The organism is Sphingomonas sp. PvP056 (genome assembly GCF_040549155.1).
Lineage (GTDB): Bacteria > Pseudomonadota > Alphaproteobacteria > Sphingomonadales > Sphingomonadaceae > Sphingomonas.
Genome location: NZ_JBEPST010000010.1, coordinates 96,110 through 114,608 on the forward strand (window position 1 = coordinate 96,110; position 18,499 = coordinate 114,608).

At 67.3% G+C, this 18,499-nt stretch carries 16 protein-coding genes; 8 read left to right on the forward strand and 8 right to left on the reverse strand.

What is annotated here, in order from left to right:
* The gene (gene prfB, locus ABIC17_RS19390) at positions 1-1,128 is read left to right on the forward strand and encodes a peptide chain release factor 2 (protein WP_354284715.1); all 1,128 of its coding nucleotides are present in this window, start codon (positions 1-3) and stop codon (positions 1,126-1,128) included.
* A gap of 146 nt (positions 1,129-1,274) precedes the next feature.
* Positions 1,275-1,994: a class I SAM-dependent methyltransferase gene (locus ABIC17_RS19395; protein ID WP_354284859.1), complete on the forward strand. Its 720-nt coding sequence runs from the start codon at positions 1,275-1,277 to the stop codon at positions 1,992-1,994.
* A gap of 12 nt (positions 1,995-2,006) precedes the next feature.
* On the opposite strand, the gene ABIC17_RS19400 is transcribed toward ABIC17_RS19395, so the two are convergent.
* The gene (locus ABIC17_RS19400) at positions 2,007-2,423 is read right to left on the reverse strand and encodes a JAB domain-containing protein (protein WP_354284717.1); all 417 of its coding nucleotides are present in this window, start codon (positions 2,421-2,423) and stop codon (positions 2,007-2,009) included.
* A gap of 192 nt (positions 2,424-2,615) precedes the next feature.
* On the opposite strand from ABIC17_RS19400, the gene thyA reads away from it, so the two are divergent.
* Both thyA and ABIC17_RS19410 read left to right on the forward strand, forming a co-directional pair.
* Positions 2,616-3,512, forward strand: a complete 897-nt coding sequence (gene thyA, locus ABIC17_RS19405; protein ID WP_354284861.1) for a thymidylate synthase — start codon at positions 2,616-2,618, stop codon at positions 3,510-3,512.
* A gap of 167 nt (positions 3,513-3,679) precedes the next feature.
* Positions 3,680-4,204: a c-type cytochrome gene (locus ABIC17_RS19410; protein WP_354284719.1), complete on the forward strand. Its 525-nt coding sequence runs from the start codon at positions 3,680-3,682 to the stop codon at positions 4,202-4,204.
* Here the strand turns inward: ABIC17_RS19410 and ABIC17_RS19415 are convergent.
* From ABIC17_RS19415 to ABIC17_RS19445, 7 genes are all read right to left on the reverse strand, one after another.
* Complete coding sequence (locus ABIC17_RS19415) at positions 4,183-4,467, reverse strand: hypothetical protein (protein WP_354284720.1); 285 nt, start codon at positions 4,465-4,467, stop codon at positions 4,183-4,185. The genes ABIC17_RS19410 and ABIC17_RS19415 overlap by 22 nt on opposite strands.
* A gap of 56 nt (positions 4,468-4,523) precedes the next feature.
* A complete protein-coding gene (locus ABIC17_RS19420; RefSeq protein ID WP_354284722.1) occupies positions 4,524-5,027 on the reverse strand; it encodes a TspO/MBR family protein in 504 nt (167 codons plus the stop codon).
* Positions 5,024-6,208, reverse strand: a complete 1,185-nt coding sequence (locus ABIC17_RS19425; protein ID WP_354284724.1) for a geranylgeranyl diphosphate reductase — start codon at positions 6,206-6,208, stop codon at positions 5,024-5,026. The genes ABIC17_RS19420 and ABIC17_RS19425 overlap by 4 nt, the downstream gene beginning before the upstream one ends.
* Positions 6,205-7,542: a BCD family MFS transporter gene (locus ABIC17_RS19430; protein ID WP_354284726.1), complete on the reverse strand. Its 1,338-nt coding sequence runs from the start codon at positions 7,540-7,542 to the stop codon at positions 6,205-6,207. Before ABIC17_RS19430 ends, ABIC17_RS19425 begins: the two co-directional genes overlap by 4 nt.
* Positions 7,543-7,544: 2 nt before the next feature.
* Positions 7,545-8,456, reverse strand: a complete 912-nt coding sequence (gene chlG / locus ABIC17_RS19435; RefSeq protein WP_354284728.1) for a chlorophyll synthase ChlG — start codon at positions 8,454-8,456, stop codon at positions 7,545-7,547.
* A gap of 62 nt (positions 8,457-8,518) precedes the next feature.
* Positions 8,519-9,943 carry a transcriptional regulator PpsR gene (gene ppsR, locus ABIC17_RS19440; protein ID WP_354284730.1) on the reverse strand — a complete coding sequence of 475 codons (1,425 nt, stop codon included), beginning with the start codon at positions 9,941-9,943 and terminating at the stop codon, positions 8,519-8,521.
* 66 nt (positions 9,944-10,009) lie between these two features.
* Complete coding sequence (locus ABIC17_RS19445) at positions 10,010-10,924, reverse strand: cobalamin B12-binding domain-containing protein (RefSeq protein ID WP_354284732.1); 915 nt, start codon at positions 10,922-10,924, stop codon at positions 10,010-10,012.
* Positions 10,925-11,135: 211 nt separating this feature from the next.
* Between ABIC17_RS19445 and bchF the strand changes: the two genes are divergently transcribed.
* Genes bchF through ABIC17_RS19465 form a run of 4 tightly spaced genes read left to right on the forward strand, consistent with a single transcriptional unit; the run spans position 11,136 to position 18,492 of the window.
* The gene (gene bchF, locus ABIC17_RS19450) at positions 11,136-11,666 is read left to right on the forward strand and encodes a 2-vinyl bacteriochlorophyllide hydratase (protein WP_354284734.1); all 531 of its coding nucleotides are present in this window, start codon (positions 11,136-11,138) and stop codon (positions 11,664-11,666) included.
* Positions 11,663-12,961: a ferredoxin:protochlorophyllide reductase (ATP-dependent) subunit N gene (locus tag ABIC17_RS19455; protein WP_354284736.1), complete on the forward strand. Its 1,299-nt coding sequence runs from the start codon at positions 11,663-11,665 to the stop codon at positions 12,959-12,961. Before bchF ends, ABIC17_RS19455 begins: the two co-directional genes overlap by 4 nt.
* Positions 12,962-13,001: 40 nt before the next feature.
* Positions 13,002-14,801: a ferredoxin:protochlorophyllide reductase (ATP-dependent) subunit B gene (gene bchB, locus ABIC17_RS19460; RefSeq protein ID WP_354284863.1), complete on the forward strand. Its 1,800-nt coding sequence runs from the start codon at positions 13,002-13,004 to the stop codon at positions 14,799-14,801.
* Positions 14,791-18,492, forward strand: a complete 3,702-nt coding sequence (locus ABIC17_RS19465; RefSeq protein WP_354284738.1) for a magnesium chelatase subunit H — start codon at positions 14,791-14,793, stop codon at positions 18,490-18,492. The genes bchB and ABIC17_RS19465 overlap by 11 nt, the downstream gene beginning before the upstream one ends.
* Positions 18,493-18,499 lie beyond the last annotated feature (7 nt).

Genomic DNA, 18,499 nt, shown 5'->3' on the forward strand with positions numbered 1-18,499 from the left:
ATGCGCGCTGAAGCGCAGGCTCATATCGACTCGATCAAGGACGCGCTCGCGCTGCTCCGCCGGTTCCTCGACTGGGACCGCGCGCTGCGTCGGCTCGACGAGCTCAACGCGCGCGTCGAGGACCAGGCCTTGTGGAACGATCCCAAGGCCGCGCAGGCGGTGATGCGCGAACGGCGGCGTCTCGACGAGGCGATCACCGCGACGCGCGCGATCGAGAGCGAACTCAACGACACCGCCGAACTGATCGAGATGGCCGAAGTCGAGGGTGACACCGAGATGGAGAGCGAGGGCGTCGCCGCGCTCGCCGATCTCGCGCGCCGCGCGGACACCGACAAGGTCAAGGCGCTGCTCGCGGGCGAAGCCGATGGCAACGACACCTACATTGAAGTCAATGCCGGCGCCGGCGGGACCGAGAGCCAGGACTGGGCGGGGATGCTCAGCCGGATGTACTCGCGCTGGGGTGAACGCCACGGCCTCAAGGTCGAGCTGATCGACCAGCATTCGGGCGAACAGGCCGGGATCAAGTCCGCGACGCTGCTGCTCAAGGGCGAGAACGCCTATGGCTATGCCAAGACCGAAAGCGGCGTCCACCGCCTCGTCCGCATCAGCCCGTATGACAGCGCGGCACGTCGCCACACCTCGTTCGCAAGCGTGTGGGTCTATCCGGTCGTCGATGACAATATCGAGGTCGAGTATAACGAGAGCGACCTGCGGATCGACACGTACCGCGCATCCGGCGCGGGCGGGCAGCACATCAACACGACCGATTCGGCGGTGCGCATCACGCACATCCCGACTGGGATCGTGGTGCAGTGCCAGAACCAGCGGTCGCAGCACAAGAACAAGGCCGAGGCGTACAACCAGCTCCGCGCGCGGTTGTACGAGCGCGAACTCGCGATTCGCGAAGCCGCCGCCAATGCCGAGAATGCGGGCAAGACCGACATCGGCTGGGGCCACCAGATCCGCTCCTATGTCCTCCAGCCGTATCAGATGGTGAAGGATTTGCGCACGGGCGTCACCTCGTCGAGCCCGTCGGACGTGCTCGACGGCGATCTCGATGCGTTCATGGCGGCGGCGCTATCGCAGCGTGTCACCGGCGAGACGGTCGAGGTCGAGGACGTCGAATAGTGGGGGACAGACGTCCGGCACCGGGTGCTACCGCTTCCCCGGCGAAGGCTGGGGCGCAGTTCCGCTGGCCGGGGCAAGCGAAAGCTGCGCCCGGTCAACGGGCGGTCCACGACCGGGCCCCGGCCTTCGCCGGGGAAGTGCGAATGATGACGATCCTCCGACGCGCCACGCTCGCTGGCTTCCTGCTCGTCTCAGCGTGCGACGGCGGCCCGGCTAGGGTTCCCGACCGCACCGAAAAGGCAGGCCCCTTCCCCGCGCCCGACCGGCCCGTTGCCCCCGTGGTATCATCGCGCTGGTCGACCGAGGAGGAGCGCGACCGGCTCAACGAAGCCAGCGAAGTGATGGCCAAGGCCGGAATCAAGCGGGGGATGACCGTCGCCGACATCGGCGCGGGCGAAGGCTATTACACGATGCGTCTGGCCGCGCGGGTCGGCAAGGATGGGCGTGTGCTGGCCGAAGACATCTTCCCCGCGGTGCGCGACACGCTCGCGCTGCGCGTCGCGCGCGAGCGGGTTGAATCGGTCAGCGTCCGGCTCGGTGCGGTCAACGATCCGCGCTTGCCCGATGCGAGCTTCGATCGTGTGCTGATGGTGCACATGTACCATGAGATCGAACAGCCATACGAGTTTCTGTGGCGGCTGCGCCCGTCGCTGCGCCCCGACGGGCTGGTCGTCGTGGTCGATGCCGCCCGCCAGACGCAGAACCACGGCACCCCGCCGGCATTGCTGAAATGCGAATTCGCCGCGGTCGGCTACGTTCCGGTCGCGACCTATGACATGCCCTCGGCCGGGGGATATCTCGCGACGTTCCGGCCGAAGGGTCCCCGCCCCGACCCGAGCGCGATCAAGCCCTGCCGCAACGGCTGACGTTTCGAACGCCTACAGCAACCCCAGGTCACGGAAGCGTACCGTGCCATCCCGCGCGAGCACGACGTGCTCGACCAGCCGCACGCCCACCGCATCGAGCGTGCGCGCCAGGCGCCGGGTCAGCCGATAGTCCGCGCTGCTCGGTGTCGGGTTGCCGCTCGGATGGTTATGCGCCAGCACGACCGCCACCGCATCCAGCGCGATCGCGTCCGCCACCACGCTGCGCACGGGCAACAGCAGCGACTGCGTCTGGTCCGCGGCATGATGGCGCATCCCGAGAAGCCTCCATTCCGGATCAAGATAGGCCATGATCGCAATCTCCTGCGCCGCGTCCGCGATCGGCGCAAAGTGCCGGTCGAGCGCGCGCAGGGCGGCGAGGATCCCGTTTTCGCCCCGGTCTTCGGCAATTTCGGGGAGCCCCGCGATCATTCGCCATCAAGACGCCATGCCACCGCATCGGCCCAGCCGAGCCGTATCCGTTACGGAGGATCTGGGGCGGCGCAAAACCGGCGATGGCCCCCTGCCCGAAAGCTGCTAGGTCGGCAGCGAAGGACCGACACGCGACCGATCGTGCGGGGCTGGACCGCCGCGCGCCGATCGACACGAGAATGAGGCACGATGATGCGACACCCGGAATATCAGTATCTCGACCTGATCGAGCGCGTGCTCGACCACGGCGACGAGCGCGTCGATCGGACGGGTGTTGGCACGCGGTCGATCTTCGGCGCTATGGTCCGGTTCGACCTGTCGGGCGGGCAGGTGCCGATCCTTACGACCAAGCGCGTTTACTGGAAGACCGCGGTCAAGGAGATGCTGTGGTTCCTGACCGGCGGCACCAACATCCAGGCGTTGTTGCGCGACAATGTACGGATCTGGACCGACTGGCCGCTGGCGACGTATCGCCGCGAGACGGGCGAGCAGATCGACCAGGAGACGTTCGAACGCCGGATCGTCGAGGACGATGCCTTCGCCGCGCGCTGGGGGGAATTGGGACCCGTGTACGGCAAGCAATGGCGGCGCTGGCTCGGCACCGACGGGCAGGAACACGACCAGATCGCGACGCTCGTCGAGACGCTCCGCACCAATCCGGCGAGCCGCCGGATGCTGTTTCACGCCTGGAACGTCGGCGAACTATCGGGGATGGCGCTGCCGCCGTGCCATATGGTGTATCAATATCATGTCACGTCGGACGGACGCCTCAACTGTCTGATGTTCCAGCGATCGGTCGATCTGCTGCTGGGCGCGGCGTTCAATTACGTCGGGGCGACCGCGTTACAGTTGATGCTCGCGCAGCAGGCGGGTCTGCAGCCCGGAGAGCTGGTGTGGGTTGCGGGGGATGCGCATCTGTATCTCAATCACCTCGACCAGGCGCGCGAACAGATCACGCGCACCCCGCATCCCTTCCCGACGATGCGACTCGTCCGTCACGCCGACAGCATCGACAACTACCGGATCGAGGACTTCGTGGTGGAGGGTTATGCGCCGCACGCCGCCATCAAGGCGGACGTTGCGGTGTAAAACATTGAGGGACTGTCCTTTTTACGGGAATGGTCGATCGTCAAAAACTATGGACAGTCGGGGGCCGGTCGTGAGAAACAGGACTGCGGGAGAAGTCGTAACCGACCAATAGGAGCAGGATGATGTATCGAGGATCGACAACGTCTTTCGGGACGTCTTTTGGACGATTGGGTTTGGGCCTTGCCTGTGCCGCGTTCGCGCTGAGCGCGTGTGGCAAGAAGGCGGAAACCACCGAAACCAGCACCACGACCACGACTGAGTCCACACCCGCCGCAACCGCGTCCACCGAAACGGCACCCGCCGCCGCGCCTGCTGCGGCAGCCGCCAAGGCCCCGGCCCCCGACAACACCGACACAATCGCGGGCGTCAAGCTGGCGGCCTATACCGGCGATGCCGCCAAGGGCGCGACCGCGTTCGTCACGTGCAAGACGTGCCACGCGATCGAGGAAGGCGTGAACCGGATCGGACCGTCGCTGCATGCAGTGGTCGGTCGTGCCGCGGGGACGATCCCCGGCTACACCTATTCCGCCGCCAACAAGAATAGCGGCATCACCTGGAGCGAAGACAAGCTGTTCCAGTATCTCGAAAATCCCCAGCGCGTCGTGCCGGGGACCAAGATGAGCTTCGCGGGCTGGCCGACCGATCCACAAAAGCGTGCGGACGTGATCGCCTATCTCAAGACGCTGTCCTGATCTGCGTCGACAGGGTCCGGCAGGTTTGCCGGATCCTGTCGGCCAACCGACCTGACGTACCCTAACCCCCGCCGTCGCGCGAGATCGGCAAGATGCGGCGGAAAGGACGCCGCAAGCGCCAGCGCGATCCAGGGCCAGGCGAGCCCCGCCAATGCCGCCCGCAGCGCCAGCAGCATCAGCGCCCCCGGCAGCAGACGCATCGTCGCATCCCACGCGGTCCACCCAAGCCGCCGGGTCAATATCCCCCATTCGATCAGCAGCACGGCCAGGAGCAGGTCGACGGCATGGCCCTGCCCGAACAGCCAGAAACCGATCGCGCTCAGCCGAACGGTCCGTTGAGCCGGACGATCGTCATCGTCAGATACCCGGCATAGGTCACCCAGGCGAGATACGGCAGCAATAACAGCGCCGTAGCGAACGAGCGGGGCCAGATGACGTAGATCCACGAGGCGATCGCGACCCACCACGCAACCGCCTCGACCATCGCCCAGTCCGGACGATGGAGCTTGAACAGCAACAGGCTCCACAGGATATTGAGGAACCCGTTAAGCGCGAACAGCCCAATCATCCATTCCGCCGCCGACTGGTTCGGCATCGCGCGCCACCCCGTCACCGCCGCGAGCGCGGTGCACAGATAGATCGCGGTCCACGCCGAACTCGAGATGCGCTCGGGGAGCGCCCAGTCGGGTTGGACGAGCGTGCGATACCACGGGTCGATGTCGGTGATCGTTGCGCCCATCGCGACCACCGCGACCGCGGCGACCGCCGCCATGCCGATCGGCAGGCCCCAGGACCGATGCACCACGGGCGCACGGACCTTCATGCCGGGGCCAGCCCGAGCAGGTGCCGGACATCTTTCAGGAAGATACGAACATGCGCGATCGGTTTGGCGCGCACCAGCCGCTTGTTCATATAGGCGTCCCAGGTCAGCCGCTGGACGTCGGGATCCTCGCAGATCTTGACGAAGCGCTCGCGGCGCTTGTCGCTCGAATACCAGAAATACTGCATCATCCCGAGGATCCAGAACACCCGGCCATGCTCGCGCATGAAGCGTTTGCGCGCGAGCCGAAGCGCGGACGCCTTGCCCGTCGCGAGGAACAGCGTCACCGCTTCGGCGGCGTGGCGCCCGCCGACCATCGCGTAATAGATCCCCTCGCCCGACGCCGGCGCGACCACGCCGGCGGCATCGCCCGCGACGATCACGTCGCGACCATTGTCCCACCGACGCAGCGGCTTGAGCGGGATCGGCGCACCTTCACGGCGAAGCGTCGCGCAAGCGTCGAGCCCGGTCTGGCTGCGCAGCGCGGCAATCTTGTCGCGCAACGCCAGTCCTTTCTGCGCGCTGCCGACGCCGATGCTTGCGGTGTCGCCGTGCGGGAATACCCAGGCGTAGAAATCGGGGGAATGCTTGCCCTGATAGAAGACGTCGCACCGCGCGCGATCATAGTCGGCGCTGCCCTCCACGGGGGAAGCAACGATCTCGTGATAGGCGAAGACGTAGCGCATCTTGTCCGCGCTCTTGAGTTCGGCCCGCGCCACGCCCGAGCGCGCGCCGTCCGCGCCGATCACGACGCGCGCGGTGACACGGTGTTCGGGCTCGCCGCGATCGGTTCGATACACCACCACCGCGCGGCCCTCCGCGTCGCGTTCGATCCGCTCGAACGTGCCGTTACGGCGTTCCGCCCCGGCAAGCGCGGCGCGGGCGCGGAGCCATTCGTCGAACGTCTCGCGATCGACCAGCCCGACGAAGCCGTCGCCAACCGGCATGTCGACGGTCTTGGCGGAGGGCGCGACCATTCGTGCCATCGTCGCCTTGCCGACCAGCAGATGCTCGGGAATCGCGAAATCGGCGATCGCACGCGGCGGGATCGCGCCGCCGCACGGCTTGATCCGGCCCGCACGGTCGAGCAGCAACACCGAATGCCCGGCGCGTGCCAGATCGGTCGCGGCGGTCGCGCCCGACGGCCCCCCGCCAACCACGATACAGTCGTATGCAGCGTTCACAGCACAACCTCCCGATCGAAATGGACTTCGCGTAGCGGCGGGCGAAGCGCCAGCACGGCCGCGACGAGAAAAAGCAAAGCCTCCGCCCCGAAAACGAGCATGAATGTCTGCGGCAGCGACCCGGTAAGCGCGCGTCCCGCATCGACCGCGACCGCGCCGGTCAATCCGCCAAGCCCGAACGCGATCGCCTGCGCCGCACCCCAGATGCCCATGCGGATGCCCGCACTATGCGTTCCGGTCGCTCCGCCATCCGCGAGCGCCATCATCGCGCCGATCGCGGCAACCGCAAACACGCCATTGGCGAACCCCAGCGCGAAGATGTTGGCGAGGATCGGCCATCCCGGACCGACCCGCGCCGCCATCACCAGCCCACACAAGGCGACCGCAGACCCGACGCATCCCCCGACGATCCAGTGCCGCATCCCCCCGCTGGCACGACCGCCGAACCCGCTGCCCGCGATTCCGGTGAGGATCATCCCGAGCAGGACCCCGCCATGCTGGATGCCCGAAACCTGGGTCGACTGGCCCGGTGTCAGCCCGAAACGCAATCCGGTAAAGGGTTCGAGGATCAGATCCTGCATCGCATAGGCGAGCATCGACAGGAAAACGAAGCCCGTGAAGCGGCGCGCCTCGGTGTCCGCCCACAAAGCGCGCAAGGCATCGCCGAAAGACGGATCGCCCGACGGAGGCGTCGACATCAGATCGAAGCGATCGACCGGGTCCGGTGCGCCACGCTCGACACCGCGCACTGCCAGCGTTGCGGCCAACACCGCACCGGCCGCCACGCCCGCAACGACCTGCAGCAAGCGACCAAAGGAGAAGGGATCGAGCAACGCCCCCGCGCCCGCCGCCGACAGCGCGATCCCGGCCACCATCATGATCCAGGTCACCGCTGCCGCCGCCGCGCGGCGCTCAGGCGCGACACGGCTGGCGAGCAGCGCGAGCAGCGACGTGCCCGCCGCCCCTACGCCCGCACCGATCATCGCAAACGCGAGCACCGCGAGCGCATAGCCAAGCGTCGCCCCACCCGTAATCACGCCCAGCGCCCAGACCGCGACGATCGCGCCCGCCGCCAGCAGCGCCATGCCGGCGATGATCCACGGCGTCCGGCGGCGTCCGCGGTCGGATCCGTGCCCCCACACCGGCCGCGACAACTGGACCGCATAATGCCACGCGACCAGTCCCGCGGGCAGCGCGGCGGGCAACGCATATTCGACGACCATGACTCGGTTGAGCAGCGACGTCGCCAGCATCACGATCGCACCGATCGCGGCCTGCACCACGCCAAGGCGAACGATCCCGACCCAGCCAAGCGCGGGGATCGGCGACCGCATCGTCACAACCCCAACACCCGCCCGAGCCCGAAGGCCGACGCCAGCATTCCGAGCACGTAGAGGCTCGTCCCCGTCGCATTGTACCACGGTGTCTGTCGCACCGGATCGCGCAGCAGGCGCGGCATCAGCGCGCATTGCCCGACGAGCAGCGCGGCAACGACCGCGGCGACGAGCATATGGCCCCACGCCCAGAGCAACAGGACAACCGCGATTTGCGGCACGGCCATGACCACGCACGCAATCCGCGCTGCGGGACCGACCCCGAGCGTCGCGGGCAGCGACCGGATCCCCATCGCCCGGTCCCCGGCAACCGCCTTGAAATCGTTAAGCGTCATGATGCCGAACGCACCCGCGCTGTACAGGCCGAGAATGAGCAGGATACGCCAGCCCGGCAGCGCCCCGGCCATGACGCTCGCCCCCGTGAACCAGGTCAGCCCTTCATAGGTCAGCGCGACCGCGCTCGGCCCCCAGACGCCGCTCATCTTCAACCGGAAGGGCGGCGCGCTGTACGCCCAGGCGAACAGCAGGCCGACGCAGGTGGCCGCGAATACCCAGGGTCCGGTCACGGCAGCCACCCCGAGCGCAAGCGTGGTGCCCACGATCGCGATCCACAGTCCCCATCGTCCGCCGATGCGACCCGACGGGATCGGGCGTCCGGGTTCGTTGATCGCATCGACATGCCGGTCGAACCAGTCGTTGACCGCCTGGCTCGTCCCGCAGACGAGCGGGCCGACCAGCAGCACCCCGGCGATCAGGAACGGAACGCGGCTCGCCACAGGAACACCCGAGGATACGACCCCGCACAGGAACGCCCAGATCGGCGGAAACCATGTGATCGGCTTGAGCAATTCGACGATGTCGCGCAGCCGCGGAACGGATGGAGATGCCAGCGGAGGAGTCGCCACGCGTGCCATGGCCGGAAGCTAATATGGACACACCGTAGCGTCAAATGGAATTGACGTCTTGCAGGTGGCGGTCAGTTGTCCCCGGACACCAGATTGCCCAACCCGTGCCGGTGGAGCTTGGAATACAGGCTTTGCCGACTGATCCCGAGGATCTCGGCGGCCGATGCGCGATTGTCCGACGTGTATGCAAGCGCGGCCTCGATACAGAGCCGCTCGATCAGATCGGTCGATTCGCGCACGATGTCCTTCATCGACATGCGCCCGACCAGTTCGGTCAGTTGCTCGACCGAACGCGGCAGATCCCGCTCCGTCGTGGGAACGCTGCGCAACCGGCGCGCGACGTTGCGGATCGTGAAACCGTAGCACTGCCCTTCGCCCTTTGGCGCGACGACGCCCGAAATCTCGATCTCTTCCTGCCCACCGCCTGCGCCACGCAGGATCGTCGCGACGTTGCGGACGACCCCATGCTCGCGGAGTTGCCCGATGATCAGGTCAAGGTCGATCCCCGGCCGCCCGAGCCAGGTCGCAAGCGGCGCGCCGACGACGCGCGCGACCGACGCGGCGCCCGCCAGCTCGACGAACGCCGCATTGGCGGTCAGGACATCGAGCGCGGCGTCGACCAGGACGAACGCATCGGGCATATGCTCGATCACGTCCGCCATCGACGTGGCATGGTCCGCCGCTTCGGTCGGGGATTGCGTGGGGAGCAGCCGGACGAGCAACAAGGCCGCGCGCCCCTGACGGAACAGGCGCGCCGACACCGCGACGGACTGACCGCCCGCCAAACGCACCGAAATCGGCGACAGGTCGTCGCTTGCCCCTGCCGCACCGAGATGCGCGATCAGTTCCTCGCGGTCCGCGGCGTCGACGATCGCGCCGATCGGCTGGTCGGTCAGCGCATCGACCTTTGCGCCGATCAGCTGCGCGGCGGCCGGGTTGATCTCGCGGACACGGCGACTCGCGGCATCGACGATCAGCACCGGTTCGGTGCCGAGGTCGAACAACAGGCGATACCGCGCCTCCGCCTGACGCAGCTTGATGTAATCGCGCTCGAGCGATTGCTGGGTCTGCAGCAATCGTTGCTGCATCGCCGCGGTCGCGCGCATGTCGCGTCCGATCGCGATCGCCCCGCCCTGCGACAGTTGCATGACCAGATACCGGACGGGAACGTCGCCGCCATGCGTCGGGTGGTTGACTTGACGCCAGCGCGCCGGTTCTACCCCCGCGCTATCCGCAAGCATCTGCGCGACCTTGGCCTTGCTTTCGGTCGTGACGGTATCGAGCCAGGTCTGGCCGATCCAGTCGCCGAACCCCTGTGCCACCAGATCGGCGTTGCTGATCGCGATGTCACGGATCACGCCGCCGGAATCGATCACCAGCGAAATGTCGCCTGCGGACGCGAGCAAGGATGCGGCGACGTCGGGCGCAAGGCTGCTCGCGACAGCGTCCGGGCTGGAAAAGGCATGCGGGGCGAAGAGGATGGGACGATCGTTCATCGACGAACAACTTGCTCCTGCAATAGGTGTCGCGGTTCGTACCCTGCCCGCGAAACCCGATCGGGATCAACCGGTCATAGCCGAAACCGCCTCCCGCGCGACCGCATCGACCAGTGCCCCGGCAACGCGAACCGCGACCCTTGCGTCGGGCGCTGTCCCGTCCGCGCCGACCGCGGCGGCAAGGTCCGCATTCTGGGCGAAGACCCTTCCGCCGACCATCACACAAATCCGGGGATTTCTGGACGACGCCCGTACGGCACGGACGATCGAGGGCAAGGGGGCGATATGGCAGTCGCAAGTGATCGTCAATCCAATCAGATCGAACGCGTCCTGGCGAACGTGCCGCAACAAGTCCTCGGTCGTCGCTTCGTTGAGGCGATCGGTGATCCACCCGTTCGTGCAGAACATCTCGTCGATCACCACCGTGCCGAAACTATGTTGATCGCCCTCGAGCGACGCGAACAATGCGCGGCGAACGTGCTGGTCCCCGTGCACGATCTTGGCGGGACAGCCCGACAGTTCATGGACCACTTCCTGCAACCGCCACAGGCCCATCGTCACGTCGACGAAATCGCAACGATCGTCGTCCCACAATTCGCCGAGGTGGCGTGCCGCCGGGGCGAGCAGGTCGACCAGCAGCGTCTCGAACGACACCCCGCGCGCGACGAGCCCCTCGACATATTGCAGCAGCTCATCCGCTTCTACGTGCAACGCGAGCGGGGCGAACGCCTCGACTTCGGCCCGTGAGATCGTCGCGTCGGGTTCGGCCGGGACCACGGCTTGCGGTTCACCGGCATGCGCGACCAGCAACCGCGGGATGATCTCGCATTCGATCAGGCGGCTCAACGACCGGGCCTGCTCGCCGACGGCGTTGCGCTGTCGGTCGGCGGCGGTAGGACCGCTCAACGTACGGCTCAGCTCCGGATCGGGCCACCCCCCGTTGTTTCGGAAGAAATGTTCAATTCCGGTAAGCGAAGTCATCCTGACCCCCTCCGGCCTGGTTGAACATGCGAAGCGGTCGAACCCGCCATATTTGGCTAGCCCGGCGACTCGCATCGTATCCCTCTCGAAACGACCTTGCAACGGACAAACGATGCTGCAGCACAGCATGTGTCTTTGTTTCTTTACGTCAAGACAGGTTGACACTTTTGGGGCTGTGGCTTTACGTTGCGCAGCGAGAGGCGAGGCAACCATGCGGCCAAACAGTCCAGTCCCGGCACCGATCCCACGGCGATCCGCCGCGGCCCCGCTGTACACGCCCGACCAGAAGCGCCGTCGCGACTCCAGCGTCTGGACGACGGTCCAGGCGATCCTCGCGCCACTGCAGTTCGCGATCTTCCTGGTCAGCCTGGTGCTGGTGCTGCGCTACCTTGCGACCGGTGACGGGGCGCAGGCGGCGACGGTGTCGATCGTGATCAAGACGATCGCGCTCTACACGATCATGGTGACCGGCTCGATCTGGGAGAAGGTCGTGTTCGATCGCTGGCTGTTTGCGGACGCCTTCTTCTGGGAGGACGTGTTCAGCTTTGCGGTCCTTGCGCTGCACACTGCCTATCTGGCGATGCTGATTGGGGGTTTGGGGACCGAGCGCGACCGGATGCTGCTCGCGCTCGCGGCCTATGCAACCTATGCGATCAACGCGACGCAGTTCCTGCTCAAGCTGCGCGCCGCCCGTCTGCAAAGCGCGCGCGCGCTGTCCGCGCACAATGCGGTGGCGGCATGAGCGGGATCGCGCCTCTGGCTGTTCCCGGCAGGACAGATGCCGCGCCCGTTACGCTGCCCGCGATCCTGCGCGAACGCGGGCAACGCGAAGTGTTCTGCGGGCTCACCGGGATCATCTGGCTGCATCGCAAAATCCAAGATGCGTTCTTCCTCGTCGTCGGATCGCGCACCTGCGCGCATCTGCTGCAATCCGCGGCGGGGGTGATGGTGTTCGCCGAACCTCGCTTCGCGACCGCGATCATCGAGGAGCGCGACCTTGCCGGCATGGCGGACTGCAACGATGAACTCGACCGCGTGGTCGACCGGCTGTTGCTGCGCCGTCCCGACATCAAGCTGCTGTTCCTCGTCGGATCGTGCCCGTCCGAAGTGATCAAGCTCGATCTCGCGCGCGCGGCACACCGTCTGTCGGTCGAGCATGCGGGCAGCACGCGCGTGCTGCACTATTCCGGCAGCGGGATCGAGACGACCTTCACCGAGGGCGAGGACGCGTGCCTGGCGGCACTGGTGCCTGACCTCGTCGCGTCCGCGCCCGATGCGGCACCCGAATTGATGATCGTCGGTGCGTTGCCGGATGTGGTCGAGGACCAGTTTCTCAGGCTGTTCGCGCAGATGGGGATCGCCACGGTGCACAGTTTCCCGGCGCGCCGCGCGGGTGCGATGCCGCCGGTCGGACCCAATACGCGCTTCCTGCTCGCGCAACCCTTCCTGGGGGACACCGCGCGCGCACTGGCGGATCGCGGCGCGGTGCGACTCGAGTCGCTGTTTCCGTTCGGGGCGGAAGGGACGAGCGACTGGCTGCATGCCGCCGCGCGCGCGTTCGGGATCGACGAAATGCATTTCCGCTCGGTCATCGCGCCGGGCCGCGAACGCGCCAAGCGCGCGATCGCGCACGCGCGCGACCGGCTAGAGGGCAAAAGCATCTTTTTCCTCCCCGATTCGCAGCTCGAACTGCCGCTCGCGCGCTTCCTTTCGCAGGAATTGGGGATGATCCCGATCGAAGTCGGCACGCCGTATCTCCACCGCGCGCACATGGCGCCGGAACTGGCGCTGCTGCCTGCCGGGACGGTGATCAGCGAAGGTCAGGACGTCGATCGCCAGCTCGACCGAGTCCGCGCCGCCCGCCCCGACTTGACGGTGTGCGGGCTGGGGCTCGCGAATCCGCTCGAGGCGGAGGGGCTGACGACCAAATGGGCGATCGAACTGGTGTTCTCGCCGGTCCACGGCTTCGACCAGGCGGGCGATCTTGCCGATCTGTTCGCGCGTCCGCTGCGGCGGCGCGACGTGTTGCGGGTATGACGGCCGTGTCCGCCCTTGCGCCGCGCGATCGGTGGCTGCCATGCAGCTGACCGTCTGGACCTATGAAGGCCCGCCGCATGTCGGCGCGATGCGGATCGCGACCGCGATGGAGGGCGTCCATTACGTGCTCCACGCGCCGCAGGGCGACACCTATGCCGACCTGTTATTCACGATGATCGAACGCCGCGACAAGCGGCCGCCAGTGACCTTCACCACCTTCCAGGCGCGCGATCTGGGGAGCGACACCGCCGCTTTGTTCCAGACTGCGGTGCGCGAGGCGGTCGACCGCTTTTCGCCGCAGGCGTTGCTGGTCGGCGCTTCGTGCACCGCAGAGTTGATCCAGGACGATCCGGCGGGGCTTGCGGCGGCGCTGCGCTTGCCGATCCCGGTGATCGCGCTCGAACTGCCGAGCTATCAGCGCAAGGAGAATTGGGGCGCGGCGGAGACTTTCTACCAGTTAGTGCGTGCGCTGGCGGTGCCGCCTGCGGACGTTTCCGCAACTTTTGGGGCTTCATCAACCTTTGGCGCGCTTATCAACAATGCCACTTCCCCGGCGAAGGCCGGGGCCCAGGAGCGGGACGATGGAAACGAAGCACTGCCCCCGGTTACCGCCGACATCTCGACTGGGCCCCGGCCTTCGCCGGGGAAGAAAGAAAGAATAAAGCGCCCCAGCGCCAACATTCTCGGGCCGACCGCGCTCGGTTTCCGTCACCGCGATGACGTCGTCGAGATCACGCGCCTGCTGGAAACGCTCGGGATAGACGTCAACGTCGTCGCCCCGCTCGGCGCGACTCCGGCGGACCTGGCGCGGCTTGGTGCGGCGGATTTCAACATCTGCCTGTACCCCGAGATTGCCGATACCGCATGTCGCTGGCTCGAACGGACGTTCGCACAGCCAACCGTCCGCACCGTCCCGATCGGCCACGGCGCGACGCGCGATTTCATTGCCGAGGTCGCGGCGCTTGCCGGGGTCGATCCCGCCGCCGCGCTCGACACGTCGCGGTTGCCGTGGTGGAGCCGCTCGGTCGACTCGACCTATCTGACCGGCAAACGCGTGTTCGTTTTCGGCGACGCGACCCATGCGATCACCGCTGCGCGGATCGCGCGCGACGAGTTCGGGTTCGAGGTGGTCGGGATCGGTTGCTACAACCGCGAATTCGCGCGCGAGATGCGGGCTGCCGCGGCGCTGTACGGGCTCGAGCCGCTGATCACCGACGATTATCTCGCGGTCGAAGACGCCATCGCCAAGCTGCAGCCTGAGCTGGTGCTCGGCACGCAGATGGAGCGGCACATCGCCAAGCGGTTGCGGATCCCGTGCGCGGTCATCTCCGCCCCGGTGCATGTCCAGGATTTTCCTGCGCGCTACAGCCCGCAGATGGGGTTCGAGGGTGCGAACGTGCTGTTCGACACCTGGGTCCACCCGCTGGTGATGGGGCTGGAAGAACATCTGCTGACGATGTTCCGCGAGGACTTCGAGTTTTCGGACGCGGCGGGGGCGAGCCATCTGGGGCACGGCGCGGCGTCGATCCTCCCCCGGGAACCGGGGGAGCGGGACCTTGAGCATTCAGCGAACGGTGGAGGGGGAGCGACGGCGGCGGTCGCGCCCAGCCCCCGCCCCCTCCACCACTCGGCTGAAGAAGCCGAGCGGTCCCCCTCCCCCGCTGAAGCGGGGGAGGAACGGCGCGGCTGGTCGCCCGACGCCGAGCGCGAACTCCTCAAGATCCCGTTCTTCGTCCGCGGCAAGGCGCGGCGCAATACCGAGCGCTATGCCGCAGAGCAGGGCATCGCCGCGATCACGCTCGACACGCTTTATGACGCAAAGGCGCATTATGCCCGCTAGCGCACCCCTTCCCGCCACCGGAAACCCGGCTGTTCGCGTCGTGATCGTCACGCTCGACAACCATCTGTCGGGCGCGGTGGAGCGCGCGCAGGTGCGGCTTGCGCGCGAAAATCCGGGCGTGACGATCGGCTTCCACGCCGCCGCCGACTGGGACGAAAAGCCCGAAACGCTCGAGGCCACGCGCGCGGACATTGCGCGGGGCGACATCGTGCTGCTGACGATGCTGTTCCTCGAGGATCATATTCGCGCGGTGCTGCCGCAGCTCCAGGCGCGGCGCGATTCGTGCGACGCGATGGTCGGGCTGATGTCGGCGGGCGACATCGTCCGGCTGACGCGGATGGGCGACTATCGCATGGACAAGCCGAGCGGGGGGATGCTCGCGTTGCTCAAGAAGCTACGCGGATCGCCCAAGCCCGGCGCGAGCGGCGGCGCAAAACAGATGGCGATGCTGCGGCGGTTGCCCAAATTGCTCCGCTTCGTCCCCGGCACCGCGCAGGACGTCCGCGCCTATTTCCTGACGATGCAATATTGGCTCGCGGCATCGGACGATAATGTCGTCGACATGGTCCGTGCGCTGGTCGATCGCTATGCCGCCGGGCCGCGAATGCGGCTGCGCGGGACGATGCGCGCGCAGGGGCCGCGCGATTATCCCGAGGTCGGTGTCTATCATCCTGCGCTGCCGGGGCGGATCGCCGCGACCACGACCGAGCTTCCGCGCCGCCGCGGTGCGACGGGCACGGTCGGGCTGCTGATGCTGCGGTCGTACGTGCTCGCCAACGATGCGGGGCATTATGACGGGGTGATCGCCGCGCTGGAGGCGCGCGGACTCGACGTGATGCCGGCGTTCGCGGGCGGACTCGACGGGCGCCCCGCGATCGAGGCGCTGTTCCTGCGCGACGGCGCGCCGATCGTCGACGCGGTAATCAACCTCACCGGGTTCAGCCTCGTCGGCGGACCCGCCTATAACGATGCCGCCGCCGCCGAGGCGATCCTGGCGCGGCTCGATCTGCCGTATATCGCGGCGCATCCGGTGGAATTCCAGACGTTGCAGGCGTGGGGCGCCAACCGGCAGGGGCTGCTCCCGCTCGAGGCGACGATGATGGTCGCGATCCCCGAACTCGACGGCGGGACGGTGCCGATGGTGTTCGGCGGGCGCTCCGACGGGTCGGATTCGGCGTGCACGGGCTGCGCGCGGGGCTGCACCTTCCCCGCGACCGGTGCGGTGCGCGCGATGCAGGCGTGCGGCGACCGCGCGGACATGCTCGCCGCGCGCGTGCTCAAGCTGATCGCGCTGCGCCGCGCCGAGAACGCCGAAAAGCGCGTCGCGGTCGTGCTGTTCAACTTCCCACCCAATGCGGGTGCCGCGGGGACCGCGCAGTTCCTCAGCGTGTTCGCATCGCTCCATGCCACGCTCGGGCGGCTTGCGCGCGAAGGGTATCGGGTCGAACTCCCTGCGACGGTCGATGCGCTGCGCGAGGCGATCCTCGGCGGCAATGCCGCGCGCTTCGGGACCGAGGCGAATGTCCATGCGAAGGTCAGCGCGGACACGATCGTTGCGCGCGAGGCCTGGCTCGCCGAGATCGAGGCGAGCTGGGGGCCGGCACCGGGCAAGCTGCAATCGGACGGCACATCGGTGCAGATCCTCGGGCGGCAGTTCGGGAACGTCTTCGTCGGGCTGCAACCCGCGCTGGGGTATGAGGGCGATCCGATGCGGCTGCTGTTCGCCGGGCGCTATGCACCGACGCATGCCTTCGCCGCCTTCTACCGCTGGCTGCGCGAGGATTTCGCGGCGCATGCGGTGCTGCATTTCGGGACGCATGGCAGCCTCGAATTCATGCCGGGCAAGCAAAGCGGGCTGAGCGCCGAGTGCTGGCCCGACCGGCTGATCGGTGATCTGCCCAACATCTATTTCTATGCCGCGAACAACCCGTCGGAGGGTGTGCTCGCCAAGCGGCGTTCGGGCGCGACCCTGGTATCCTATCTGACGCCTGCGTTGACCAACGCGGGGGTGTACAAGGGTCTCGCCGCGCTCAAGGCGTCGGTCGAGCGGTGGCGTGTAGCCGATCCGGCAAGCGACGAGGCGCACGATCTGGCGGAACTGATCACGGATCAGGCGACGGCGCTCGACCTGGGGGGTGGCCCTGCAGAGGCGACCGGGTGGATCGCCGACCTCGCCGCCAAGCTTTACGAGATCGAGCGCGAGCTCATCCCGCAAGGGCTTCACGTCGCGGGCGAAGCTGCGTCGCGCGAGGAGCGGATCGCGATGATCGCGGCGTCGTCGGACGCGCGCGGCGAGGCGCTGCCGCACGACACGATCGTCGCTCTGGTCGACGGGACCGTCACGCCCGACACACAGCTGTTACAGGACATGGCCGCGCTCGACCGTGCGCTGTCGGCGAATGGCGAGATCGACGGCATCGTCGCCGCGCTCGCCGGGCGTTACATCCACCCGGTCACCGGCGGCGATCTGTTGCGCAATCCCGAGATCCTGCCGACCGGGCGCAACATCCACGGCTTCGACCCGTTCCGCATTCCCTCGGCCTTCGCGGTCAAGGATGGCGCGGCGCAGGCGCAGCGGCTGCTCGATCGCAGCCTCGCGGATTCGGGGCATCTGCCCGAGACGGTCGCGATGGTTCTGTGGGGCACCGACAATCTGAAAAGCGAAGGCGCGCAGATCGCGCAGGCCCTGGCGCTGCTCGGTGCGCGGCCGCGGTTCGACAGTTACAACCGGCTGGCGGGCGCGGAACTGGTGCCGCTCACCGAACTCGGGCGGCCGCGGATCGATGTCGTGGTCACCTTGTCGGGGGTCTTCCGCGACCTGCTCCCGCTGCAGACGCGGATGCTCGCGCAGGCGGCGCTGCTCGCGGCGGAGGCGGACGAACCCGACAGCGACAATTTTGTCCGTCGCCATGCGCGCGCACACGCCGCGGCGCAGGGCTGCGACCTCGAAACCGCCGCTTTGCGCGTCTTCTCCAATGCCGAAGGGGCATATGGCGCGAACGTCAATCTGATGATCGACACGGGTGCATGGACCGACCCAGACGAGCTGGCGGACAGTTTCGAGCGGCAGAAGGGCTATGCCTACGGCGTCAAGGGCGCACCGGTGCGCCAGCCCGACGTGCTCAAGGCAGCCCTCCAGACGGTCGATTGCGCGTATCAGAACCTCGAGAGCGTCGAGCTCGGCATCACCAGTATCGACCAATATGTCGATGCGCTTGGCGGGATCAGCCGCGCGGTGACTCGGGCGAAGGGCGGACAGACCGCACCGGTCTATATCGGCGACCAGACGCAAGGTGTCGGCAAGGTGCGCAGCTTGCAGGAACAGGTCGCGCTAGAGACACGGACGCGGGTGCTCAACCCGGTGTGGACCGAGGCGCTGCTGCGCCACGGTTATGAAGGCGTCCGCCAGATCGAGGGCAGCGTCACCACGACGATGGGCTGGTCGGCGACCACCGGCGAAGTCGATCCGTGGGTCTATCAGCAGATCAGCGAAACCTATGTGCTCGACGCGGCGATGCGGGAACGGATCGCCGCGCTCAACCCCAAGGCCTCCGCGCGCGTCGCCAACCGCCTGATCGAGGCGAGCGAGCGCAAATACTGGTCCCCCGACGCGGCGACGCTCGCCGCACTCCATGCCGCCAGCGACGACCTCGAGGACCGCCTCGAGGGGATCGTGGCGGTGGCGGCTTGAAGGAACA